We start from the raw sequence: 23288 nt of genomic DNA, 5'->3' as shown, positions 1-23288 counted from the left end.
CGCCAACTCCTATCGCGCCACCTCGAACCTGCGCATCCGGACGGGTCCGGGCACCCACTATCGTCAGACCGGCAGCCTGTCGGCCGGCCAGACCATGACCGCCATCGGGTCGCAGGGCGAATGGGTGCAGATCGCCGGCGGCGGCTGGGTGAACGCCCACCACCTCGCGCAGAACTAAGCGCTTCGCAGCCTGCAACGTTGAGGGCCGTCCCGAATGGGGCGGCTCTTTCTTTTTGCGCTATCGGCCGTTCCGCCTGCTTGAGCGGCATTCTTTGTGCGCTACCGGCCTTCGGCCTGCTTGAGCGAGCTACTGACTGACCCAGAGGATACGGGCCATCCACAGGATATCGCGGCGGGCCAGGGCGCGGGGCGGATAGGCCGGATTGATCGAGGCCAGGGTCACTTCGCGCGCATTCATTGTCGCGATTTCCTTGGCCAGGGTCTCGCCGCCGGCGGTGCGCACCGCGACCCGGTCGCCGCGCCGCACGTCGGAGGCCTCCAGATCCACGATCACCCGGTCGCCAGGGCGATAGAGGGGCACCATGGAATCGCCGTCTATGGTCAGGCTGAACAGACTGTCCTTGCGCGTCGGCAGGTCGGTTTGATCCCAGCCGTCGGCCAGCGGCAGACCGGCGTCGTCGAAGAAGCCGTCGGCGCCCGCCCTGGCCAGGCCCAGCAGGGGTATGGAGCGATCCTCAGCCGGGGCGTCGTCGGCCAGCGCGGCGAAGGCGCCGAGAGATAGCCCGGTCGCCTCCAGAACGCGCGTCAGGCTCTCGGTCGAGGGCCAGCGCGGCCGGGGCGGCTCGCCGGGGCCGAACCGTTTCGACGGGTTGAAACTGGTGGCGTCCAGGCCCGCGCGCCGCGCCAGGCCAGAGGGCGACGTGCCCTCGCGGCGCGCCAGGGCGTCGATGGCCTTCCAGAGCTGGGCGTGGGACAGCGGCACGGGCGGTTCCGGGGCAGGGGCCGGTGGAGGATGCGACGCCGCAGTCTATCGCGAGGCGATAGGAATATCCACCTAGTCCGCGTCGGCCCCGATGGCGCGTCGCTCCTGCCAGGCCCAGAAGGTGCCGATGGCGATGGCCAGCATGATGCCGTAACCGGTCATGTTGACGACGGTGTAGAAGGCCGAGATCGGGGTGCGCAGGTTCAGGGCGATCATGACGTGGCTGGTCACGACCAGCAGTTGCAGCGCGCAAGCCCAGACCGGCCACGACCGCGGCGCCTTCCAGACCATGGCGATGAAAACCACCAGCATCGCTATGTCGATGGCGAACATCGACCACTGAACGCCGAACAGGCCGGCGTTGCTCTGGACGAGCACCGAAGCGAACCAGCCGAATGCGAACGTGCCGGCGCCTATTCTCTCTGGCTGTTCTCCCTTGAGAAAGGCGAACAGCGCAATGGCAGCGACGAAAACCGCACCGACATAGCCAGCAATGGTCTCGAACAACGAACGCCCCCATCGTCAGATGACAATGAGGGCGAACATACAGCAAAGTTCTCAGGAACCGGAGAGCCGATCCCCAAGATTACTGGAATTTCACGCAACGCGCAGATGGTCGCCCTTGCGGGTCATCGGGCGGTCGTCCCATTCGTCGGGCTTGTTCACCGGGCCCACCGCGTAGGTGCCGTAGCCGAGGCGACGGTGATCCTTTTGCAGCTCGGCGTGGCAGGCGACGACGGCGTCGCGCGCGGTGCTGAGGGCCATGATGGCCTCGATGGCCTTGGCCTGCGAGCCGGCGCCCGAAACCGGCGAGATCGACAGGGCGGCGCGGGCGCCGATCATCGACTGAACCAGGGTGGTGGCGTGGGTGATGGCGTCATCCACCGCTTTTTCGGTGGCGTAGAGCTCGCCGGCGACGCCAGCGATCACTTCAGTGCGGTCCATGACTTTACCCCTCAATAAAGAAAACACCGTCATTTCTTAACGCGCATTAAGGGTGTTTGATAGCGTTTTCTTTACCAGAAGTTACATTCAACCTTTGGTTGATTGTTGGCGCCCTCAGGTTGAGTCGTCGTCGTTGTCGAGCAGGAAGTGGGCGGTCAGGGCGGCGATGGGCTGGTCCCGCTCCTGCTGCCAGGCTTCGGCGGTGACGTGGGCGACGCGCCGACCGGCCTTGTTGATCCGCGCCTGGGCGAAGACGTCTGTCGGCCGACCCGAGCGTAGATAGGCCACGGTGACGTTGATCGGGCGGGGCAGCCGCAGGCGCGGATAGCTGAGCGAGACCTGGGCCACCGCCGTCATCTCCAGCAGGGCGGCGGTCGAACCGCCGTGCAGGGCCGGCAGCATGGGGTTGCCGATCAGGTGGTCGGCGAAGGGCATGACGACGGTCAGGTCGTCGCCGTTCAACTGTGTTCGCAGACCGAGGAAGCGGGCGTAGGGCAGGCTGTCCAGCAGGGAGACGGTCATGCGGCGTCTCCGGCGCGGCCGGCCTTGGCGCGCAGATTGGCGCCGGCGCGATGGTCGCCCTCGGCGCTGATGACATAGGCGGACTGGGCGGCGGCCACGGGGTCGGTCGGGTCGTCCTCGAAGGCCCAGGCGCGGACGAAGCCTATGCTGCGCGTCAGCCGATAGCAGCGCGCCTCGGCGATCAGGTCCCGGCCGGGGACGGCTGCGCGCATATAGTCGACACGCAGGTCCAGGGTGGCGATGGGCTGATAGGTTTTCAGCCCGACCCAGACGGCCAGGCCGCCCACATGGTCCAGCAGGGTCGTGACCAGGCCGCCCGCCAGGACGCCGGTTTCGGGATCGCCGACCAGGTCATCGCGATAGGGAAGCCGGAGACGAACCCGGTCGCCCTCCAGACCTTCATATTGAAAGCCCAGGGCGTGGGTGTGCGCCGCGCCCGAGGCGAGTTGAGGCAGGAGGGTGGTGAGGAAGAGATCCGTCATCGAGACGTCCTTTGGCTAGGGCGTCTGCGGTCGTCCGGGTCGCCGCAGCGCCTCGTCTTGGTGGCCCGCGGCGCAGGCCCTTGTCCATAGTGGATCGGTCGGCGTCGGCGGGCCGAGCCTTTATTGGGCCTTTGTCAGGCGAGGCGTTGACGCGCGACGGGCGCAGTCTCCGCGACCGGGGCGGCGGTTTCGGCGGCGAGGGCCGCGTTCATCGCCATGCGCAGGCGTTCCGGCTTGATCGGCTTTTCGACCACGGCGGCCATGCCGACGGCCAGATAGTGTTTGGCGTCGTCGGGATCGGCGTTGGCGGTCAGGGCCACGATCGGGATGTTGCGGTTGTCGCCGGGCAGGGCGCGAATGGCCTGGGTCGCCTGGACCCCGTCCATGCGCGGCATCTTGATGTCCATCAGGATCAGGTCGAACGGGCGGAGCTGAACGGCCTCCAGCGCCTCCTGGCCATCCTCGACGGTTTCGGAGGTGCAGCCGAACATTTCGCACAGGGCCTGGGCCACGACGCGGTTGGTGGCGTTGTCGTCGGCGATCAGGACGTGCGGGCGGGCCTGCAGGTCCAGTTCGTCCAGGCTGGAGACGTTCGACGGTTCGTCCTGCTGGATGACGGCGCGCGGCGCCGACAGGTCGAAGGCGAAGGTGGCGCCGCGACCGGCGTTGTTCTCGGCCCAGATGCGGCCGTCCATCCGTTCGACGATATGGCGGCAGATCGACAGGCTGAGGCCGGCGCCGTCGGGAGCGGCGGCGTGGTCGAAGATCTGGTCGATGCGGGCGGCGTCCAGGCCGGGGCCGTCGTCGCGGACGCGGGCCTCCAGGCGGACCTGATCGCCGATGACGAGGGCCTTCAGGCTGGCTTCCACCATGCCGTTGCGGGCGAATTTCAGCGCGTGGCCGATCAGGTTGTTGAACACCTGGGTCAGGCGCGGACCGTCCAGAACGCCCGCCAGTTCAGTGTCGCCTTCATAGCCGACCATCAGGGTGACGCCGTCCTGGGCGGCGCGCGGCGCCCACAGGGTCTGAGCCTCGTCCATCACGGCGCGCAGCGGCGTCGGAGCGGCCGACAGTTCCAACTCGCCGGCCTCGGCGCGGGCCAGGTCCAGGGCGTCCTGCAGGGTGTCCAGCAGGTTTTCCGAGGAATCGATGATGGTCTGGACATGGGCCAGGGCGGCGTCGTTCAGCGGCTGGCGACGCAGCAGTTCGGCCACCGCCAGGACGCCGTTCATCGGCGTGCGCAGTTCGCGGCTCATCAGGCCCATGAACTGGCTCTTGGCGCGAGCGGTCGCCGCGGCCTGGATTTCGGCGTCGCCGAGCGCGCGCACCTGCTCGGCCAGGTCGCGGTTCTGCTGGCGCTGGATGTCGTTGACGGCGCGCAGCAGGGACACCGCCGTGCCGACGCCGCGATAGGCGCCGTTGCGGGTGACGATGAAGCCGCGCATCAGGGCGCCGGGGCCGCTTTTCAGGATGATGTCGGAAAAGGCGTCGATGCGGACGCCGGCTTCGACCACGGCCGGCTCATTGTCCATGATGTGGGTGACTTCGCGGGCGCCGTACAGGCTGAGGCCCAGAGGGCCGGCCAGCTTCATCAGGAAGTCGCTGCGTTCGATCAGACCCAGGGGCCGCTCGCCGTCGACGACGGGGATGACCAGGGTGTCCGGCTCGCGCTCGAAACGCGCGAAGACCTCGCTCGCCATGGCGGCGGCGGTCACCGGCTCTACGCGCTCGGTTAGCACTTCGATCGTCGGCATACGGCCGGCACTCCAATAGGACCGGCGGAGATTGGCTGCGAACGCTTTGCGAAAGGGTTAAGGCGAATCGAAAATGCTCACCTTGACGAAAAGGGTCGGGGGTGTCGCGTTTTGCGGCTTCGGACGGACTGGCGTATAGAGGGCGCTGATCCGATCTTTCCCTGTTCCTTCTGGATGCGCGCGGCCGCCGGCCGACCGCAGGTTTGTCATGAGCGTTACGTCGCAAGCTTCTGAAACCTCTGCCCTTGTCCTGTTTTCGGGCGGACAGGACAGCGCCACCTGCCTGGCCTGGGCGCTGGAGCGGTATGAGCGGGTCGAGACCATCGGCTTCGACTATGGCCAGCGTCACGCGGTCGAGATGCAGGCGCGTCAGAGCGTGCGCGCGCAGATGGTGAACGTCCTGCCGCAATGGGCCGACCGGCTGGGGCCGGATCACGTCGTCGACCTGACCGGTTTCGGGGCCATCGGCGAGACAGCCATGACCACGGATCGCGCCATCGAGGCCGACGCGCGCGGCCTGCCCAACACCTTCGTGCCGGGGCGCAACCTGATCTTTCTGGTCGCGGCGGCGGCGCTGGCCGACCGGCGCGGGCTGGAGGTCCTGGTCGGCGGCATGTGCGAGACCGACTTCTCGGGCTATCCCGACTGCCGCAACGACACCATCCAGGCCATGTCGCACGCCCTGACCCTGGGTCTGGCCAAGCCGTCGCCGATCGAGACGCCGCTGATGTTCCTGACCAAGGCCGAGACCTGGGCCCTGGCCGAGCGGATCGGCGGGGCGGCACTGGTCGAGATGATCGTGGAGGCCAGCCACACCTGCTATCTGGGCGACCGGACGCATCGTCACGACTGGGGTTACGGCTGCGGCACCTGCCCGGCCTGCGAACTGCGCGCGGCGGGCTATGCGGAATGGGCGGCGCGCGCATGACCTATTCGGCCAAGGAAGTCTTTCTGACGGTGCAGGGCGAGGGCGGTCAGGCCGGGCGGCCCGCCGTCTTCCTGCGTTTTGCGGGCTGCAACCTGTGGAGCGGGCTGGAGCGGGATCGCGCCACCGCAGTCTGCACCTTCTGCGACACGGACTTCGTCGGCATGAACGGCGACGGCGGCGGCAAGTTCAAGACCGCCGACCTGATGGCTGACCACGTCGCCGGGATGTGGCGGGGCCGCGAGGGCGATCCCAGGCTGGTGGTCTGCACCGGGGGCGAGCCGCTGATGCAGCTGGACGCGCCCCTGATCGAGGCCCTGCACGCGCGCGGGTTCGAGGTCGCCATCGAAAGCAACGGCACCTTGCCCGCGCCCGAGGGGATCGACTGGATCTGCATCAGCCCCAAGGCCGACGCTCCTGTGGTCCAGACCTCGGGTCAGGAACTGAAGCTGGTCTATCCCCAGCCGCTCGCCATGCCCGAGCGGTTCGAGGGCCTCGATTTCGAGCGCTTCTGGCTGCAGCCCATGGACGGCCCCGATCAGGCCGCCAACACCGCCGCCGCCATTGAATACTGCTTGACCCACCCCCAATGGCGGCTCAGCGTCCAGACGCACAAATTTATCGGGGTAAGGTAGGTCCGCTAAGGGTGGTTAGCGAACATCAGCGAGCCGCGCGTCGTAGTCTTTCACATAGTCGAGCGGAAAGGCGTCCAGAACCTCACTCGTGTCAGCCTGGGCCAGATATAGAACCCATCGCTCGCCAGCGGGCGGCAAAGGGGTCTGGCCGCACCCATCGCTGCTAAGCGTGGTCGTGAATTCGAATGTCGATCGATTTACGGTCCGTTCCACTTCGGGCGTGATTTCTGCGACGACCCGCCAAGTGTTCCAGCCGGGAGCCTCAACACGCTCTGCATGGCTCACACTAGCTACGATAATCGCCCGTTGAGCTAACTCATCGGCACGCGGCACTCTCATCCGGCAGGCAATCGCGTCAGTCGCAGCGCCGAGAGCACAGGCGGCAGCGAGGAATGCGTGAAGTGGAGGGCGCATGACAGAAACTCCCGAGCTTGCCCCACCATAGGCGGACCTCTGGAAAGTCTCCAACGGGTCGAAAGCAGGCTTAGGCCACCAGTGTCTTCCCATCCGTCAGAAACGGCTCCACCGCCGCCATGGCGCGCGCGACATACTCGCCCTTCTCGCCGACCGGGGCGACGTAGTGGATGGCGTCCTCGGCGTCTTTGATGGTGGCCATTCGCGCGATCATCCAGGCGGCGAGGTATTGGGAGGCGAGGCAGCCGCCCGCCGTGGCGACATTGCCGTGGGCGGCGAAGGGGGCGTCCACGACGTTGACGCCGGCCTCGATCACCCAGGGCTTGGTGGTCAGGTCGGTGCAGGCGGGCAGGTCGCCGATCAGGCCCAGCTTGGCCAGCAGCAGGGTTCCCGAGCACTGGGCGCCGATCAACTGGCGCGACGGGTCCAGTTTCAGCTGTGACAGGAAGGCGGGGTCGGCGGCGTAGTCGCGGGTCCTGATCCCGCTGCCGATCAGGACGGCGTCGGCTTCGCTCAGGAACTCCAGCGGCTTCTGGCGCTGGATCGTCACCCCGGCCATCGAAGTGACCTCGGGCGTGGGGCAGGTGATGTGCGCCGCCCAGCCCTGGCTCTTCATCCGGTTCAGGATGCCCGCCGCGATGAAGCTGTCCAGCTCGTTGAAGCCGTCGAGGGTCAGGATGGCGATCTGCATGGCGGGCTCGTCAGGGGAGGGAGGCTCACCCTAGGCCGGGAAGGGCGCGCGCCGACAGGGCCGGTTGGTGCGTGAGCGGCCCTAGCCGTCCTTGCTAGCAGTCTTTGCCTTGGCGCTGGCGTTGTTCGCAGCGGCGCTGTTCGCGTTCGTAGTCGCGCTGCTCACGCTCGCGCTTGGCCTTGGTTTCCTCGTCCGAGGTGGTGACGGCGTCGAAGCCTGCGCCGACCACAGCCCCGGTGGCCTTGACCGTGCCGCCGACGACCGCCGCGCCGGTTCCGACCACGGCGCCGACGACGCAGCCTTGCAGCAGCAGCGAACCGCCGACGACGGCCAGAAGGGCGGTCGCCCGCGTGAAGGGTCTTTGCATCTGGTCCATCCCCGATTGATCCGCCTCTATGAGGCGAAAGGCATGAACGGACTCTGACCGTCCGCGCGAGCGCTTTTGAGGCCTAGAGGCTGTCGACCATGACCAGTTCGGCGTCTTCGCTGGCCGTGATGGTGATGGTCGGCTCGTCGACGATGCCGGCGCCGTCGCGGGCGTTCAGCGCCACGCCGTTGACGTCCACCCGGCCCACGGCGGGGACCAGATAGGCGCGGCGACCGGCGGCCAGGTCATAGGTCAGGCTCTCGCCCGCCTTGAGCGTCGCGGCCAGGATCTTGGCGTCGGCGTTGATCGACAGGGCCTCGTCCGCCGGATCGCCCGAGGCGACGACGGTGAAGCGGCCCGAGCGGTCGCTCTTGGGGAAGTCGCGCTGGCCCCAGGACGGCGGGGTGCCCGGCTTGTCGGTCTCGATCCAGATCTGGAACAGGGTGGTCGTCTCGTTCTCGAGGTTGAACTCGGAGTGACGCACGCCCGTGCCCGCGCTCATCACCTGAACGTCGCCCGCGCCGGTGCGGCCCTTGTTGCCCATCGAGTCCTCGTGGGTGATGGCGCCGGTACGGACATAGGTGATGATCTCCATGTCGGCGTGCGGGTGGGGCGGGAAGCCCGAGCGGGCCGCGATCTCGTCGTCGTTCCAGACGCGCAGACGGCCCCAGCCCATGCGCTTGGGATCATAGTAGTTGGCGAACGAGAAGTGGTGGCGGGCGTTCAGCCAGCCGTGGTTGGCGCCGCCGAGGGTGTTGAAAGGTCTGACGTCGATCATGGTTCGGTCTCCCATCCGAGGAATGCTTGAGACCTAGATAGGATCGCCAAATCCTATTTGCAACTGTCTTAGTATCAGATTGACCTCAACCCACCTGCGCCCGATGCCGCAGCTTGGCGTCGGCCAGGACGATGGCCGCCATGGCCTCGACGACCGGGACGCCGCGCAGGGCGACGCAGGGGTCGTGGCGGCCCTTGGTGCGCAGGTCGACCTCGGCGCCGTCGCGGTTGATGGTCTGGCGCAGGGTCAGGATGGAGGAGGTGGGCTTGAAGGCCACGCGCGCCGTCAGCGGCTGGCCGGTGGAGATGCCGCCCAGAACCCCGCCCGCCTTGTTGGACAGGAAGACCGGCAGGCCGTCGTCGCCCAGGCGCATTTCGTCGGCGTTGTCCTCGCCCGTCAGTTCGGCGGCGCCGAAGCCCGCGCCGATCTCGACGCCCTTGACCGCGTTGATGGACATCAGGCCCGCGGCCAGTTCGGCGTCCAGCTTGGCGTAGAGCGGAGCGCCCCAGCCGGCGGGGACGCCCGTGACCTCCAGCGCCACGACGGCCCCGATGGAGGAGCCGGCCTTGCGCACGCCGTCCAGATAGGCCTCCCAGGCGGGGACGACCTCGGCCGAGGCGGCGAACAGGGCATTGTCATAGACGGCGTCGAAGTCGATGGCCTCGTCGGGAATGCGGTGCGGGCCCAGCTGGACCACGCCGGCGCGAATGCGGATGCTGTCGCCCAAGACCTTGCGCGCCACGGCGCCCGCCGCCACGCGGCTGGCGGTTTCGCGGGCCGAGGAACGCCCGCCGCCGCGGTGGTCGCGCACGCCGTACTTGGCCTGATAGGCGTAGTCGGCGTGGCCGGGACGGAAGGCGCGGGCGATCTCGCCGTAGTCCTTCGACCGCTGGTCGGTGTTCTCGATCATCAGACTGATCGGCGTGCCGGTGGTGACCGGGCCGTTCCCGTCGTCGAAGACGCCGGACAGGATGCGGACCTGATCGGCCTCCTGCCGCTGGGTGACGAAGCGGCTGCCGCCGGGCTTGCGCAGGTCCAGCAGGGGCTGGATGTCGGCCTCGGTCAGCGGGATCAGCGGCGGGCAGCCGTCGACGACGCAGCCGATGGCCGGGCCGTGGCTTTCGCCCCAGGTGGTGACGCGGAACAGGTGACCGAAGGTGTTGTGCGACATGCTCTAGGGCTTAAGCCGCGATCCGCTCTGGCGTCCAGACCCGCGTGAAGCGAAGCAGCAGGTCTTCGGCGGCCGAGGGCAGGTCGGCCGAGGCCTCCAGCTTGACGAACAGGTCGCCGGCGGGGCGGTTTCCGCGCGCGGGCAGGCCTAGGCTCTTGAGCCGCAGACGCACCGGCTCGACCATGTCGGGGACCAGCCAGGACGAGCGCGGACCGGCGTGGGTCATGATCTCGATACGGCCGCCGTCATGCATCATCCGCTGCGACACGGCCCAGGTCATGAACAGGTCGCCGCCCAGAACCGAGAGGCCGTCGGCGGGGCGGATCAGGACGGGCAGCAGCAGGTCGCCTCCGTCCGCCGCGCCGCGCTTCAGGCGGATCTTGTCGCCGGTGCGCACGCCGGGCGGGGCGTGGACCAGCAGGGTGCGGGCGCCGAGGGTGATGCGGACGCAACCGCCGTTGAGCGCCTGCATCGGCGTCAGGGCCAGCAGGGGGGCTGGCGCGGGCGGCGGCGTGAAGGGCGTTGGCCTCGCGTGGCCGGGGGGCGCGGGCAGGGCCAGGGTCTGGGCCTGCAACAGGCGATAGGCGGCGATGACGCGGCGGAACTTGTCGGCGTCGCCGCCGGGCGCATCGGGGCGGGCGGCCTTGACCGCCGCGCGGAAGGCCGTCGTCAGGCCCTCGGCGCCGACGGGGCCGTCCAGACCCAGCAGCGACCGGGCGTCATCAAGAGTGAGAGCGTCCGCGCACATGGCCGCCAGCCTCGCCCGGATATGGTCAAGGCCGGGTTAACCTTGCCGAGTTTCGAAAAATCGCGGTCTGATGTCGGAATGGGCCTTGCCCGTTCGACGTAGCGATATCGCGGGGGAATGCCCCGCCGTTTAAACCAAGGGAGAGACGCCATGCGCGTGATGGTGATGATCAAGGGCACGGACGCCATCGAGGCGGGGGTTCAGCCCTCGGAGGCCCTGCTGCGGGACATGACGGCCTTCAATGAGGAACTGGCGGCGGCGGGCATGATGCTGGCGGGCGAGGGGCTGCATCCGTCGTCGAAGGGCAGGCGGGTCGTCTTCGGCGGGCGCGACACGCCGATCGTGGTCGACGGCCCCTTCGCCGAGACCAAGGAGCTGATCGCCGGCTTCTGGATCTGGCAGGTCAAGGACATGGACGAGGCCGTCGCCTGGGCCCGCCGCATCCCCGACACCGACAAGCTGCACGGCGAGGTCGAGATCCGGCCCATCCTGTCGATGGAGGATTTCGACGCCCTGACCCCTGACGTCGCGGCGCGGGAAGAGGCGCTGCGCCAGCAGACGGGAGGTTATGGCGAAGCTTGATGCCGCAACTTGTCCACGCCTGATGACGTAGGGGAAGCGCGGGTGTAAGGATTGAGCCATGACCCAGTCCGTGATCCCGCCCAGCCCGTCCGTCGAGGACTACGCCGCGCAGTTGGCGGCCAATGCGGATGAGACCATCTTCGAGCGGGGCGACCCTGTCGCCCTGTTCGTCGAATGGCTGGAGGCGGCCAAGGCGTCGGAGCCGAACGACGCCAACGCCATGACCGTGGCGACCGTGGATTCGCATGGTCTGCCGGATGCGCGGATGGTGCTGCTGAAGGACGTGGACGGGCGCGGCTTCACCTTCTTCTCCAATCAGGAAAGCGCCAAGGGCGAGCAGCTGTGGGCGCATCCGTCGGCGGCCCTGCTATTCCACTGGAAGTCGTTGCGTCGTCAGGTTCGCGTGCGCGGCCGGATCGAGCGGGTCAGCGACGCGGAGGCTGACGCCTATTTCGCCAGTCGGGCGCGCGAGAGCCGCATCGGCGCCTGGGCCTCGGACCAGTCGCGCCCGCTGGACAGTCGGGCGGTGCTGGAGAACCGGGTGGCCGAGCAGACGGCCTGCTTCGAGGGGAAGGACGTGCCGCGTCCCGACCGCTGGACCGGCTGGCGCGTGATCCCGCAACAGATAGAGTTCTGGCGCGACCGGCCCTTCCGCCTGCACGACCGGCTGCGCTTTGATCGCGAGGGCGACGCCTGGCGACGGACGCGTCTCTGGCCTTAAAGCGGCGTCAGGCGCCGTAGCGGGCCAGGAAGGTCTCGACCGCATCCTCGGCGATCTGCCGGGGCGCACGTCCCGCGATCACCTCGTCGCCCGTGACCAGGGGGACGAAGAAGACGGGATGTTCGATCATCCCCATCAACTGCCCGGCCGCCCACGAGGGCTTGGGCACGTTCAACTGCCCGGCCTTCGTCATCTCGGCCAGGGCCGCCATGAGCACGGCGCCGAAGTCGCGTTTCCCGCGCTCGAAGAAGCGCATGGCGATGGCTTCGAAGCGCGGCCGTTCGGCCAGGACCAGGCGGAAAATCGAGCGAACGAAGCTGTCGCTCATGAACTCGGCATAGGCGGTGATGAAGCCGACCAGCCGCTCACGCGGGGAGCCGGTGCAGGCGTGGACCGCCGCCATCCGCTGAGAGAAGTCCTCCGAGGCGTCGTTGATGACCGCCTCGAACAGGACCGCCTTGCTTTCGAAGAAGGCGTAGAGGGTCGCGGTCGAGACGCCGGCTTCCCGCGCGATCGGCTCCATGCGCGTACCGGCGTACCCTTCGGCTATGAAGTGCAATCGCGCCTGACGCACGATTGCGGCGCGTCGCGGGTCGTCGAGATCGGGGGCCTGAGCGGTCATCGAAACATTACCCAACAGTAATGCAAAAACCCTGCCTTTAAATTGCCGTTATTGCAACAAGGAACGAAGTTCTGCGAATGGAAATCATCTAATGATGCCAAGCCGCTAGAAGCGGGTGGGCCAGGACGGGGGCGGCGAGGCGAACCACCGCCTGCGGATCTTCCAGCCGCACCGCCGCCGTGGCGTCCGCGACGATGAAATCGGCATGGGTGCGCGAGGGTTCCGTATGGCGCTCGTGGCCCGGGCGCACCGTCGCCAGATACTGGGCGATCACCGATTCGGCGGTGCGTCCGCGCTCGGTCTGGTCGCGCAGCAGGCGACGGATGAAGCGGATGTCGGCCGGGGTGTCGACGAAGACCTTGATGTCGAACAGGGCGGTCAGCGCCGGGGTGCACAGGATATGCGTGCCTTCGACCACCACCACCTCGGCCGCCGGAACCGGTTCGCCGCCGGGCTCGCGTCCGTGGTGAATGAAGGAATAGACCGGCGCGGTGATTCCACGTCCCGCTTTCAGGGCGGCGAGGTCCGTGACCAGCAGGTCGTGATCGCGCGCGGCTACGTCGTCGAAGTCGTGCGTCGCCGCATCGAAGCCCGGCACCGAGGCGGCGTCCAGATAGTAGGAATCCTCGCGCAGCAGCACGCCCACGCCGGATGGCAGGGACGCGACGAGCGCCTCGGCCAGGGTGCTTTTGCCGGAACCGGACCCGCCGGTGATCGCGATCAGAATGGTCATGGGCGGCTCCTTCGACCGAAGCGCGAGCAGTGGCAAGCGCCGCTGATAAAACGCCGTGCGGCGCTTCCCTTGCGTCACGTTGCTTATCGGCGATCACATAGATAGCTTGGTTCTCAAGCGTCACTACAAATGAAGACGCAACACGAGGGAATGCGATGCTGGGTTTGATGCAGGACTGGCCGCTGACGGTCGACAAAATTCTCGACCATGCCAAGAATTGGCACCCTAACCGCGAGGTCGTGACGCGATCCGTCGAGGGACCGATCGAGCGCACCACCTATGGCGCCATTCATGGTCGCGCCAAGCGGGTGTCGAACGCGCTGAAGGCCTGGGGCGTGCAGCCCGGCGACCGCATCGCCACCCTGGCCTGGAACACCGCCGACCACATCGAGGCCTGGTACGGCATCATGGGCATCGGCGCGGTCTGCCACACCCTGAACCCGCGCCTGTTCCCGGAACAGCTGGTCTATATCATCAACCACGCCGCCGATCGGATCATCTTCGTCGATCTGACCTTCGTGCCGCTGCTGGACGCCATCCTGCCGCACTGCCCGTCGGTCGAGCGCGTCGTCATCATGACCGACGCCGATCACATGCCGCAGACCAAGCTGCCGGTGGTTGAATGCTACGAAACCGTGCTGGAGCAGTCGTCGGAAGACGTCGAGTGGGGCGGGTTCGAGGAAAACACCGCCTGCGGCCTCTGCTACACCTCGGGAACGACGGGGAACCCGAAGGGCGTCCTCTATTCGCACCGCTCGAACTTCATCCATACCCTGTTGGGGCTGCAGTCGACCGTCCTGGGCGCCACGCCCAAGGAGGTGATCCTGCCGGTGGTGCCCATGTTCCACGCCAACGCCTGGGGCATCGCCTTCGGCGGGCCGGCGGCGGGGTCCAAGCTGGTCATGCCGGGCGCTCGCATGGACGGCCCGGCCATCTATGAGCTGCTGGAGACCGAGGGTGTCACCTTCTCGGCGGCGGTGCCGACCGTCTGGCAGGGGCTGCTGAACCACCTGCGCGAGAACAAGCTGAAGCTCTCGACGGTCACGCGCGTTCTGATCGGCGGCGCCGCCGTGCCGGAAAGCATGATCCGCGCCTTTAACGACGAGTTCGGCGTCGAGGTCCTGCAGGGCTGGGGCATGACCGAGACCTCGCCCATCGGCACCCTGTCGAACATGACGCCGGAACTGGCCGCCATGCCGTTCGAGGAACAGCTGAAGTGGCGGGTCAAGCAGGGCACGCCGCCGCTGGGCGTCGAACTGAAACTGAAGAACTACGCCGGTCAGGAGATGCCGCACGACGGGCACACCTATGGCCGCCTGATGATCAAGGGCCCGACCATCGCCCGCGCCTACTTCCGCGACGAGGGCGGCGAGATCCTGGACACCGAGGGCTTCTTCGACACGGGCGACGTCTCGACCATCGACGATCACGGCTTCATGCAGATCACCGACCGGGCCAAGGACGTCATCAAGTCCGGCGGCGAGTGGATCAGCTCCATCGAGATCGAAAACCTGGCTATCGGCCATCCCAAGGTCGCCCTGGCCGCCGTCATCGGCTCGGCCCACCCGAAATGGGATGAGCGTCCGGTCCTGCTGATCAAGCTCAAGGAAGGCGAGAGCGAGGACAAGCAGGAACATCTCGACTTCCTGGTCGGCAAGATCGCCAAGTGGTGGATGCCGGACGACGTGGTCTTCCTGGCCGACATTCCGCTGGGCGCCACGGGCAAGATCGACAAGAAGCTGCTGCGCGAGCAGATGAAGGATTATCGTCTGCCGACCGCAGGCTGATCTTTCAGGAGGGCCGCATGGCTGAACCGACCCGGACCCAGGCGCGCGCGACGGAAATCCGCCTGCGCTGGTTGACGCTCGCGGCCTGTCTGGCGCCGCTGCTGGTTCTGACTGCGGTGTTCGGGACCCGGTTCGGTCTGTGGAGCGCCGGGTTCGGGCTGGAGGTGCTGACGCTGAAGATCGGCCGCATCCTGGCCTTCGCCGGACTGGCGGCGGCGCTGGTCGCCGTGCTGATCGCGTTCAAGGATATGCGGCGGCGCGGGCTCTACGCCGCCGCGGCGCTGGCGGTCGCCGGTGCGACGGTGGCTCTGTTCCTGATCCAGGGGCAGCGTTTCGCGGTTCCGGCGGCGAGCGACGTCACGACCGACGCCGCCGAGCCGCCGGCCTTTTCGCGCGCGGTCGTCGCCATGCGCGGCGGGCGGGGGACGTCCGGACCGGCTCCGGTCGCCTGTCCCGGCCTGATCGCGGTGCCCCGTCAGGTCGCGCCCGAGACGGCGGCCGCGGCGCTGGAGGCGGCGGGCTTCACCGTGCGCGGCGCAGCAGCCTTCCGCGCCGACGGGTCCAAGGAGGGTTTCTGGTTCGGGTTGACCCATGACGCCGCCATCCGCATCCGCCCGGGCCGCACCGACGTGCGCGTGGCGGCGCGCGGGGACATGAAGATCGGCGACGAAGCCTGTCGTCTGGCGCGCGCCGTCGTTCAGGGGCTGGCGCCGGCAGGTTGAGATTGCATTGTTCGATCGCGCTCCGGTAAGGTCAAGAAAACCGGGGGGTTAGATGACAGATGCAACGCTAGGGACGGAACCGCTCGACGACGGGCTGGGACCCATTCACGGGGTCTATCCTCAGAGCGACGACGCGGGCGAGGTGCTGCGCTTCGAATCGACGCTGCGGCCCAAGCACTTCCTCGGGTTGAGCCTGCGCAACGGCCTGCTGAACATTGTCACCCTGACCCTCTATCGGTTCTGGGGAAAGACCGAGGTGCGGCGTCGGGTCTGGCAGGGCGTCCGGCTGAACGGCGACGCCTTTGAATACACCGGCCGGGGCAAGGAGCTGTTCATCGGCTTCCTGCTGGCGCTCGTGGCCCTGGGCCTGCCGATGCTGCTGCTGATCTTCGCGATCCAGTTCGGCGGGCCGGCGATGATCGTAGTGCTGTATCCGGTCGTCTATTTCGGCCTGTTCTGGCTGTGGGGCTTCGGGATCTTCACGGCCTTCCGCTACATGGCCAGCCGCACGACTTGGCGCGGCGTCCGCTTCCGGCTGGGCGGATCGGCGCGCAGCTATGGCTTCAGGTATCTGGGCGCCCTCTTCCTCAGCGGGCTGTCGATGGGCTGGTTCTGGCCCGTGGCCCAGCGGGGCCTGGCCGAGAAGCTGTGGGACGAGCTGCGGTTCGGCGACCGTCGCATCCGGTTCCGCATGGGCCGGGCGGAAAAGGTCAGCGTCTATGGTTGGTACGCCCTGGGCTGGATCGGCACGGCCGTCGGCTACCTGGTGTTCGTCTTCGGCATGGTCGGTCTGTTCGCCGCACTGGGGATGCTGGATGCGCCGGCGGGGCGGGGCCCCGGCCTGGGTTTCACGCTCGGTCTCTATGGGGTGATGCTGCTTCTGGCGCCGGTTTTCCTGCTGATCTGGTCGCCCTATCACGCCGCCATGCTGCGCTCGATCAGCGCGGGGGTGACGCTGGACGGCGCCGGCTTCCATCTGGACGTCAAGGCGATGCCGCTCTGGTGGCTGACGGTGTCGAACCTGGGCGCCCTGCTGATCTCGCTGGGCTTCCTGATGCCCTGGGTGCAGGCGCGCACGGCGCATTTCATGGTGTCGCGGCTGACCTCGGCGGGCACGGCGCATCTGGATCTGGCGCGGCAGGCGGGCAAGGGGCCGGGATCGGGCGAGGGTCTGGCCGACGCCTTCGGCTTCTCGGCCATCTGACGTGCAGGGTCGCCTTTACGACGGGCTAAGTTCCCGCCCCGCGACGGTCGAGATCGAATGGAGCGACGACGGCCTGCGCTTCGCGTCGGACGCCGGCGAGGCCCGGTTCTGGCCGCAGGACGGGCTGAAGGTCGTGCGCGAGGGCGATCAGGCCCGGTTGTCGCATCCGTCCGATCCCGACGCGCGTCTGGTGCTGGCCGAAGCCGACTGGATCGCGCTTGGCGGATCGGTCGCCGTCGAGAAGCGGGGGCGGATCAGGGAGGCGCGGCTGGTGATCGGTCTGGCCGCCGTCGGCCTGTCGGTCACGGCTTTCGTCTTCTGGGGCGTGCCCGTGTTTGCCGGCCCCTTGGCGCGGGCGACGCCGATCGAGATGGAACAGAAGATGGGCGACAGCTTCGACGCGCAGATGGGCGCCATGTTCCATCGCTGCGAGGGCGAGGCGGGGCAGGACGCGCTGGGTGATCTGGGCGAGCGGCTGGCGGCCCGGTCCGACACCCCGTTCGACGTGCGCGTGCGCGCGGTCCAGGCCCCCTTCGTCAACGCCTTCGCCTTGCCGGGCGGCTCCATCCTGGTCACCGACGACCTGATCCGCGAGGCCGAGACGCCCGACGAACTGGCCGCGGTCGTGGCCCACGAGGTCGCCCATATCGAAAAGCGCCACGTCATGCAGGCAGTCTGGCGCAGTCTGGGCGTCGGCCTGTTGCTGGACGCGGTGGTCGGCGGCGGCACGGGGGCGGGGCAGCAGGCGGTGCTTCTGGCAGGACAGGCCACCGACCTGCGCTATGGCCGTGAGGCTGAGCTGGAGGCCGATCAGCGCGGGCAGGCTCTGCTGGTCGGCGCCGGGCTGTCGTCGCAAGGCATGGCGCCCTTCTTCGAGCGGATGCACGGCGCGGGCGAGGACAGGCGGCTGGAGGCCGCGGCCGAGTTCGTCTCGACCCACCCCGACTCGGCGCGCCGGGCTCAGCGGGCGCGCAACGACGCCAAGCCGGGGGCTTCGGCCCTGACGCCTAGCGAATGGGCCGCCGTTCGCGCCAGCTGCGGCGCGGGGTCAAAGGATCCGGTAACGCGCCTCAAGGACCGGCTGCGGCGACGCGGCGACGACGCCCCGGTCGACCAGGGCGATCAGATGGGCCAGGACCGACAGGCTAGCCGCCGGCCATAGGCGCTGATCCACGGCGGCGTAGAGGGCTGGGACCATCTCGGCGATGGCCTCGTCGCCCGCCGCCAGCCGCGCCATGATCTGCGCCTCGCGCTCCAGCCGGTGATGGCGATAGGCCTTCAGGAAGGGCGCGACCTGGGTGATGGCCGGGCCGTGAGTCGGCCATATGGTCGAGAAGCCGCGCGCCAGCACCCGGTCCAGGCTGGCCATATAGGCCGTCATGTCGCCGTCGGGCGGGGCGACGACCGTGGTGGACCAGCCCATGATATGATCGCCGCTGAACAGGGCGTTCTCCTCGCGCAAGACGAAGGCCATGTGGTTCGAGGCATGGCCGGGCGTGGCCATGGCCTCGATCGTCCAACCGTCGCCCTCGATCCGCTGGCCGTCCGTGATGATGACGTCGGCCTTGAAGTCGGCGTCGTCGTCCTCGTCCATCGCGGCTGCATCCATCTGATCCGAGGCATGGACCGTCGGCCCGTGCGGCCGCGCCGCCAGGATCGGCGCGCCGCCGACGGCCTCGGCGAAGGGGCGGGCGAGGGGGGCGTGGTCGCGGTGGGTGTGGGTCACCAGGATGTGGCTGACGGTCCGCCCCTTCACCGCCCGCAGCAGGGCGTGCAGGTGGGCCTCGTCCTCGGGGCCGGGATCGATCACCGCCACGCCCGCGCCCGGCATATCGCGCCCGACGATATAGGTCCCCGTGCCGGTGAAGGTGAACGGCCCGGGGTTGTCGGCGATCACCCGCTGGATCATCGGCGAGACCTGATCGCGATGGCCATAGGTGAAGTCGAACTGGCGGACATAGGGGATCACGGGCGGGCGTCCTCGGCGGGCGGTAGCGGTCGGTGCGGCGCCGACCTTGCGTTCAACGCTTGTAACCTATTCGGGAGCCCTCGCCGTGATCCAAACCGCCGTTTTTCCTGTGTCAAATCGGCTTCCGGCCGTAATCGTCGCCTTGTCGTGTCTCATCGCGGCGCAATGGGCCGTCGCATCGTGCACGCCGGAACCCGCCGCGCCCTACGCCGCGCGGGCCGCCCTTGTCCGCTAGAGCGGCAAGCGGCTGAGATCGTAGCCGGCGGCCAGGGCCTGGACGCGCAGGGCGTCCGCGTCCGCGCCGCGGCTTCGCTCGGCCATGGCCCAGGTCGCTGCCGACCGCATTCCGGAGCGACAGTACATCAGGGTCGGCGCGGGGTCGGCCAGCCATTGGCCCACGCGCGCCACCGTCTCGGGATCGGGCAGGCCGCGCACCGGCGCGTCCAGATAGTCCAGGCCGGCGGCCTCGGCGGCGGCCCGGACCTCGTCGCTGGTCGGTTGGCCCGGTTCTTCGTGGTCGGGGCGGTTATTGACGATCCGGCGCAGCCCCAGCCGCGCGGCCAGGGCGGCCAGCGACTGGGGGGCGATCTGGCCCGACACCCAGATGTGCGTGTTCAAGGCGACCGGGTCGGTCATGGCTATTGTCTCCTGACGCGCACGGCGCGACTGCGGCCGGCGGTGAGCTGATAACTGCCCAGGGCGGCGCGGCGCACCCGGACATCCATGCCCGCGCGATTCTGGAACCGCACGGGATCGGAATCGATCTGGCGCCATTCCGACCCGTCCGCCAGTCGGAACAGCCATTTTCCGTCCAGGCCCTGGCCGGCGCTCAGAAGCGTGGTCTCGACCGCGTCGATTCGCTCCTTCGCCTCGTCTCGAGCGAACATCGAAGGCAGGGCCGGCATTTCAAAGCCGAACAGCTGGCGACGAGCTTCCCGAATCTGTCCGCGATCGACCACCACCACCTCCCCCTGCCGTTCCGCGGCGTCCAGGGCGCCCGCCGCGCGGTCGAAGCACGTCAGTCGCTCGGCGTCGGTTGTGATCGTCCGGCAACGCGCGACCTCGGCGAGGAGGGCGGATCGCTGGGGAGCGGAATCTTGCGCGCGGCCCGGTTCCGGAAGCAGAAAAACTGCGGCGCAAACGCCGATCAAGGTGAGGGTGGTGCGCATAATCGTGATTTCCTGAACGAATGTCCGGCAAGAATTCGTGCAGGTTCGGCACGTTTTGCCAAGCGTGAGTGTAGATGGAGCGTGGCGATTTTGCGACAGGGTGGAGGCGACTTTATTACGGGAAGGTAATTTCTCTGTCCGATGCCGACATCGGGCGGCTAACCTCTGAGTCAGCTATCGGTCGAGCGCTTTGTCAGGCGTCGAAGAAAGTAGCCGTGAATGACAGGCCGGGGCGAAAGCCTTGCCGTTGTCAGTCACAACATCAGGAGGGTGACACTTGAAATTCCAGATCAAACGCGAGCGTCTGCTGGCGTCCACGATGATTGCGGGCTTTGCGCTCGCCGGCCTGGCGGCTCCCGCCATGGCCCAGACAACCCCGGAGCCGGCTCAACCCGAGCAGGCCAGCCAGGTCAGCGACATCGTGGTCACCGGTTCGCGCATTCGCCAACCGAACCTCACCACCACCAGCCCGGTGACCCAGGTCACGGGCGAAGACATCGACGTTCAGGGCGTGACCCGCGTCGAGGATCTGGTGACCCAGCTGCCGCAAGCCTTCGCGGCGCAGAACTCGACCGTCTCCAACGGCGCATCGGGCACGGCGACCGTGTCGCTGCGTAACCTGGGTTCGTCGCGCACCCTGGTCCTGATCGACGGCAAGCGCATGGGCTACGGCTCGCCGCAGGACGACGCCGCCGACCTGAACCAGATCCCCGGCCAGATGGTCGAGCGGGCTGAAGTGCTGACGGGCGGCGCCTCGGCCGTCTACGGTTCGGACGCCATCGCCGGCGTCGTGAACTTCATCATGCGCCGCGACTTCGAAGGCATCGAAATCGACGCCCAGTACGGCTTCAACCAGCACAACAACGACTATGACGGCGTGGGCAACCTGCGCAACGTCATCGCCGGCCGCGCCGCGACCAACCCGGCGAACTTCAAGCTGCCCGACGACAACGTCACCACCGGCTTCAGCCGCGAAGTGAACGTCCTGATGGGCGTCAACGCACCGGACGACAAGGGCAACATCACCCTGTACGCCGGCTATCGCAAGAACAACAAGGTCCTGGGCCGCGACTACGACTACGCGTCCTGCTCGCTCCAGGCGCCCACGGTTGGGAACCCGCAAGATTTCCGGTGCGGCGGTTCCGGCACCTCTTTCCCGGGCCAGTTCACGGACTTCACCAACTTCGCATACACGGTTGACGCTGCCGGCAACTTCATCCCGTATGTCGCCGCGCGTGATGCCTACAACTTTGGTCCGTCGAACTACTATCAGCGTCCGGATGAACGCTACACCCTGGGCGCCTTTGGACACTACGACGTCCATGACAAGGTCGAGCTGTACACCCAGCTGATGTTCAGCGACTATTCGACGCTCGCCCAGATCGCGCCGTCGGGTAACTTCTTCGGCGAATTCTCCAACGGCTTCCGCACCACGGACGGCAGCTCGACCATCGCCTGCAACAACCCGCTTCTGTCGGCCCAGCAGCGTACGGCCATTGCCTGTACCGCAGCCGACATCGCCGCCGGCGTCGACAAGTCGATGTATATCGGTCGTCGTAACGTCGAAGGCGGCGGACGTCAGTCGGACATCCGCTTCCAATCGTATCGCGGCGTGGTCGGCGCCCGCGGCGATCTGAACGACGCCTGGAGCTATGACCTGACCGCCCAATACTCGCGCGCTCAGTTCACCAACATCTACCGCAACGAGTTCTCGAACACCCGTCTGGCGCGTGCGCTTGACGTCGTGACGGATCCGGTCACCGGCCAGCCCGTCTGTTCGTCGGTCGTCGCCGGCATCGACGCCGACTGCGTGCCCTACAACATCTTCAAGTCGGGCGGCGTGACGCAGGCGGCGCTGGACTATCTGCAGGTGCCGCTGGTCGCCACCGGCTGGACCACCCAGCAGGTCGTTTCGGGCTCGCTGACGGCGGACCTGGGCGTCTATGGCGTCAAGTCGCCCTGGGCCACGCGCGGCGTTCAAGCGGCGTTCGGCGCTGAATATCGCCGTGACGGCCTGGACCTGACCCCTGACGTGTCGTTCACGTCGGGCGACGGCGCCGGCCAAGGCGGCGCGACCACGGGCATCAACGGCGCAAACCAGGTCTATGACGTCTTCGCCGAAGCGCAGATTCCGATCGCCGAAGGCATGGCCTTCGCCGACCAACTGTCGGTCGACCTGGCCTACCGCCACTCTGAGTACGAGCTGGGCGGCGGCACGGACTCGTGGAAGTTCGGCGCCGACTGGGCTCCGATCTCCTCGGTTCGGTTCCGCGCCAGCGCCCAACGCGCTGTCCGCGCGCCGAACGTGATCGAACTGTTCACCGCGCAGAGCTTCAACCTGTTCGACCTGGACGCCGATCCCTGCGACAAGAACGAGGCTGCGACCTATGCTGGCGACGCCGCCTGCATCGGCTCCAACCCCTGGCAGGTCACCCTTGCGGAAGCCACCAGCCCCGGCATTTCCAGCCCGGCTGGCCAGTACAACTTCCTGCAGGGCGGCAACACCGCGCTGACGCCGGAAGAATCCGACACCCTGACCTTCGGCGTCGTCTTCACGCCGGAGTTCCTGCCGGGCTTCAACCTGACGGTCGACTATTTCGACATCCAGATCGAAAACCTGATCTCGTCCATCGGGGCCCAGAACTCCCTGGACGCCTGCTATGGATCGGGTCTGGCTGCGGCCTGCGCCAACATCCAGCGTAACGCCAACGGCCAACTCTGGATCGGCACCGGCAATGTGGTGGACCTGAACACCAACATCGGCGGTCTGTCGACCTCGGGCGTTGATGTGGCGGCCAACTATAACCTGGATCTGGCCGACTTCGGCTGGGACCGCGCCGGCACCCTGGGCTTCGCCCTGGTCGGCACCTGGCTGAACTCGCTCGAGACCGACACCGGCCTCGGCTTCTCCAACTCGGTGTATGACTGCGCCGGCTTCTTCGCCAACCAGTGCGGCGTTCCGAACCCGGAATGGCGTCACCGCTTCCGCGTCGATTGGGGCACCCCGATCGAGGGCCTGAACGTCAACGCCACCTGGCGCTACTACGGCGGTGCCGAGATCGCTGTTCTGGGCCTCGACGGCAGCCTGAACAACTCGCCGGCCATCCGGATCGACCGCGAGTTCGACGCCATGAACTACATCGACCTGGCGGCGACCTGGCAGGCTCGGGACAATGTCTCGGTCCGCGCCGGCGTGAACAACGTCTTCGACATCGATCCGCCGCTGTCCACCAGCGTCGGCACGACGGGTAACAACAACACCTACCCGCAACTGTACAACGCCATGGGCCGCTACATCTTCTTCGGCGTCACGGCTAACTTCTAAGCTTTCAGGGCGACCTGAAAACTGGGCGGCGGACCTTCGGGTCCGCCGCCTTTTTCTTTTCCAGCCATTGCGCTTGATC

The 23288-nt window shown here is 67.6% G+C and carries 26 protein-coding genes; 10 read left to right on the top strand and 16 right to left on the bottom strand.

The features are described from left to right. The first annotated feature begins 28 nt into the window (after positions 1 to 28). Positions 29 to 178: an SH3 domain-containing protein gene (locus ACREEF_RS07660; protein ID WP_431565002.1), complete on the top strand. Its 150-nt coding sequence runs from the start codon at positions 29 to 31 to the stop codon at positions 176 to 178. Positions 179 to 307: 129 nt separating this feature from the next. Here the strand turns inward: ACREEF_RS07660 and ACREEF_RS07655 are convergent, their stop codons facing one another. The 6 genes from ACREEF_RS07655 to ACREEF_RS07630 all read right to left on the bottom strand — a co-directional run bounded on the left by ACREEF_RS07655 (position 308) and on the right by ACREEF_RS07630 (position 4646). Further along, a complete protein-coding gene (locus ACREEF_RS07655) occupies positions 308 to 943 on the bottom strand; it encodes a S24 family peptidase (RefSeq protein WP_431564999.1) in 636 nt (211 codons plus the stop codon). A gap of 72 nt (positions 944 to 1015) precedes the next feature. Next, positions 1016 to 1450: a hypothetical protein gene (locus ACREEF_RS07650; RefSeq protein ID WP_431564998.1), complete on the bottom strand. Its 435-nt coding sequence runs from the start codon at positions 1448 to 1450 to the stop codon at positions 1016 to 1018. A gap of 90 nt (positions 1451 to 1540) precedes the next feature. After that, positions 1541 to 1888, bottom strand: a complete 348-nt coding sequence (locus ACREEF_RS07645) for a hypothetical protein (RefSeq protein WP_431564997.1) — start codon at positions 1886 to 1888, stop codon at positions 1541 to 1543. A 114-nt stretch (positions 1889 to 2002) separates the two neighbouring features. After that, positions 2003 to 2410 carry a PaaI family thioesterase gene (locus ACREEF_RS07640; protein ID WP_431564996.1) on the bottom strand — a complete coding sequence of 136 codons (408 nt, stop codon included), beginning with the start codon at positions 2408 to 2410 and terminating at the stop codon, positions 2003 to 2005. Further along, positions 2407 to 2892 (bottom strand): PaaI family thioesterase, encoded by a 486-nt coding sequence (locus tag ACREEF_RS07635; RefSeq protein WP_431564995.1) that lies wholly within the window; start codon positions 2890 to 2892, stop codon positions 2407 to 2409. Before ACREEF_RS07635 ends, ACREEF_RS07640 begins: the two co-directional genes overlap by 4 nt. Positions 2893 to 3026: 134 nt before the next feature. After that, positions 3027 to 4646: a response regulator gene (locus ACREEF_RS07630; protein ID WP_431564994.1), complete on the bottom strand. Its 1620-nt coding sequence runs from the start codon at positions 4644 to 4646 to the stop codon at positions 3027 to 3029. Between the two features lie 208 nt (positions 4647 to 4854). Between ACREEF_RS07630 and queC the strand changes: the two genes are divergently transcribed. Together queC and queE are read left to right on the top strand one after the other, a co-directional pair. Beyond that, positions 4855 to 5574: a 7-cyano-7-deazaguanine synthase QueC gene (gene queC / locus ACREEF_RS07625; RefSeq protein ID WP_431564993.1), complete on the top strand. Its 720-nt coding sequence runs from the start codon at positions 4855 to 4857 to the stop codon at positions 5572 to 5574. Further along, entirely contained in the window at positions 5571 to 6206 is a 636-nt protein-coding gene (gene queE / locus ACREEF_RS07620) for a 7-carboxy-7-deazaguanine synthase (RefSeq protein ID WP_431564992.1), read from the top strand. The genes queC and queE overlap by 4 nt, the downstream gene beginning before the upstream one ends. Positions 6207 to 6690: 484 nt before the next feature. Here queE and ACREEF_RS07615 read toward each other — a convergent pair whose 3' ends face one another. The 5 genes from ACREEF_RS07615 to ACREEF_RS07595 all read right to left on the bottom strand — a co-directional run bounded on the left by ACREEF_RS07615 (position 6691) and on the right by ACREEF_RS07595 (position 10375). Continuing rightward, on the bottom strand, positions 6691 to 7311 hold the full coding sequence (locus ACREEF_RS07615; RefSeq protein WP_431564991.1) for a DJ-1/PfpI family protein: 621 nt from the start codon (positions 7309 to 7311) through the stop codon (positions 6691 to 6693). A gap of 94 nt (positions 7312 to 7405) precedes the next feature. After that, complete coding sequence (locus ACREEF_RS07610) at positions 7406 to 7678, bottom strand: hypothetical protein (RefSeq protein ID WP_431564990.1); 273 nt, start codon at positions 7676 to 7678, stop codon at positions 7406 to 7408. A gap of 82 nt (positions 7679 to 7760) precedes the next feature. Then, complete coding sequence (locus tag ACREEF_RS07605; RefSeq protein WP_431564989.1) at positions 7761 to 8456, bottom strand: pirin family protein; 696 nt, start codon at positions 8454 to 8456, stop codon at positions 7761 to 7763. Positions 8457 to 8541: 85 nt separating this feature from the next. Continuing rightward, on the bottom strand, positions 8542 to 9627 hold the full coding sequence (gene aroC, locus ACREEF_RS07600; protein ID WP_431564988.1) for a chorismate synthase: 1086 nt from the start codon (positions 9625 to 9627) through the stop codon (positions 8542 to 8544). A 10-nt stretch (positions 9628 to 9637) separates the two neighbouring features. After that, the gene (locus ACREEF_RS07595) at positions 9638 to 10375 is read right to left on the bottom strand and encodes a DnaJ C-terminal domain-containing protein (RefSeq protein WP_431564987.1); all 738 of its coding nucleotides are present in this window, start codon (positions 10373 to 10375) and stop codon (positions 9638 to 9640) included. Between the two features lie 150 nt (positions 10376 to 10525). Here ACREEF_RS07595 and ACREEF_RS07590 point away from each other — a divergent pair, with 150 nt between their 5' ends. Together ACREEF_RS07590 and pdxH are read left to right on the top strand one after the other, a co-directional pair. Beyond that, complete coding sequence (locus tag ACREEF_RS07590) at positions 10526 to 10957, top strand: YciI family protein (RefSeq protein ID WP_431564986.1); 432 nt, start codon at positions 10526 to 10528, stop codon at positions 10955 to 10957. Between the two features lie 58 nt (positions 10958 to 11015). After that, positions 11016 to 11678 carry a pyridoxamine 5'-phosphate oxidase gene (gene pdxH, locus ACREEF_RS07585; RefSeq protein ID WP_431564985.1) on the top strand — a complete coding sequence of 221 codons (663 nt, stop codon included), beginning with the start codon at positions 11016 to 11018 and terminating at the stop codon, positions 11676 to 11678. Between the two features lie 7 nt (positions 11679 to 11685). Here pdxH and ACREEF_RS07580 read toward each other — a convergent pair whose 3' ends face one another. After that, a complete protein-coding gene (locus ACREEF_RS07580) occupies positions 11686 to 12300 on the bottom strand; it encodes a TetR/AcrR family transcriptional regulator C-terminal domain-containing protein (protein ID WP_431564984.1) in 615 nt (204 codons plus the stop codon). Between the two features lie 88 nt (positions 12301 to 12388). Beyond that, positions 12389 to 13033, bottom strand: a complete 645-nt coding sequence (udk, locus tag ACREEF_RS07575) for a uridine kinase (protein WP_431564983.1) — start codon at positions 13031 to 13033, stop codon at positions 12389 to 12391. A gap of 155 nt (positions 13034 to 13188) precedes the next feature. On the opposite strand from udk, the gene ACREEF_RS07570 reads away from it, so the two are divergent. The 4 genes from ACREEF_RS07570 to ACREEF_RS07555 are packed head-to-tail and all read left to right on the top strand — an operon-like array spanning position 13189 to position 17908. Next, complete coding sequence (locus ACREEF_RS07570) at positions 13189 to 14820, top strand: long-chain-fatty-acid--CoA ligase (protein ID WP_431564982.1); 1632 nt, start codon at positions 13189 to 13191, stop codon at positions 14818 to 14820. A gap of 17 nt (positions 14821 to 14837) precedes the next feature. Next, positions 14838 to 15542 (top strand): DUF1499 domain-containing protein, encoded by a 705-nt coding sequence (locus tag ACREEF_RS07565; RefSeq protein WP_431564981.1) that lies wholly within the window; start codon positions 14838 to 14840, stop codon positions 15540 to 15542. Positions 15543 to 15594: 52 nt separating this feature from the next. Next, positions 15595 to 16746 (top strand): YjgN family protein, encoded by a 1152-nt coding sequence (locus tag ACREEF_RS07560; RefSeq protein ID WP_431564980.1) that lies wholly within the window; start codon positions 15595 to 15597, stop codon positions 16744 to 16746. A 1-nt stretch (position 16747) separates the two neighbouring features. After that, positions 16748 to 17908 carry a M48 family metallopeptidase gene (locus ACREEF_RS07555; protein WP_431564979.1) on the top strand — a complete coding sequence of 387 codons (1161 nt, stop codon included), beginning with the start codon at positions 16748 to 16750 and terminating at the stop codon, positions 17906 to 17908. On the opposite strand, the gene ACREEF_RS07550 is transcribed toward ACREEF_RS07555, so the two are convergent. The 3 genes from ACREEF_RS07550 to ACREEF_RS07540 form a co-directional block, all read right to left on the bottom strand. Then, positions 17795 to 18715 (bottom strand): MBL fold metallo-hydrolase, encoded by a 921-nt coding sequence (locus tag ACREEF_RS07550; RefSeq protein ID WP_431564978.1) that lies wholly within the window; start codon positions 18713 to 18715, stop codon positions 17795 to 17797. The two genes, ACREEF_RS07555 and ACREEF_RS07550, sit on opposite strands and share 114 nt — an antisense overlap. Before the next feature lie 231 nt (positions 18716 to 18946). Continuing rightward, a complete protein-coding gene (locus ACREEF_RS07545; RefSeq protein ID WP_431564977.1) occupies positions 18947 to 19351 on the bottom strand; it encodes a TIGR01244 family sulfur transferase in 405 nt (134 codons plus the stop codon). Positions 19352 to 19353: 2 nt separating this feature from the next. Continuing rightward, on the bottom strand, positions 19354 to 19884 hold the full coding sequence (locus tag ACREEF_RS07540) for a hypothetical protein (protein WP_431564976.1): 531 nt from the start codon (positions 19882 to 19884) through the stop codon (positions 19354 to 19356). A 277-nt stretch (positions 19885 to 20161) separates the two neighbouring features. Between ACREEF_RS07540 and ACREEF_RS07535 the strand changes: the two genes are divergently transcribed. Continuing rightward, positions 20162 to 23209 carry a TonB-dependent receptor domain-containing protein gene (locus ACREEF_RS07535; protein WP_431564975.1) on the top strand — a complete coding sequence of 1016 codons (3048 nt, stop codon included), beginning with the start codon at positions 20162 to 20164 and terminating at the stop codon, positions 23207 to 23209. Positions 23210 to 23288 lie beyond the last annotated feature (79 nt).

Origin of the sequence: Brevundimonas sp., assembly GCF_050729455.1 — a bacterium.
GTDB lineage: Bacteria > Pseudomonadota > Alphaproteobacteria > Caulobacterales > Caulobacteraceae > Brevundimonas.
This window is presented reverse-complemented; position numbering and strand designations above follow the sequence as displayed.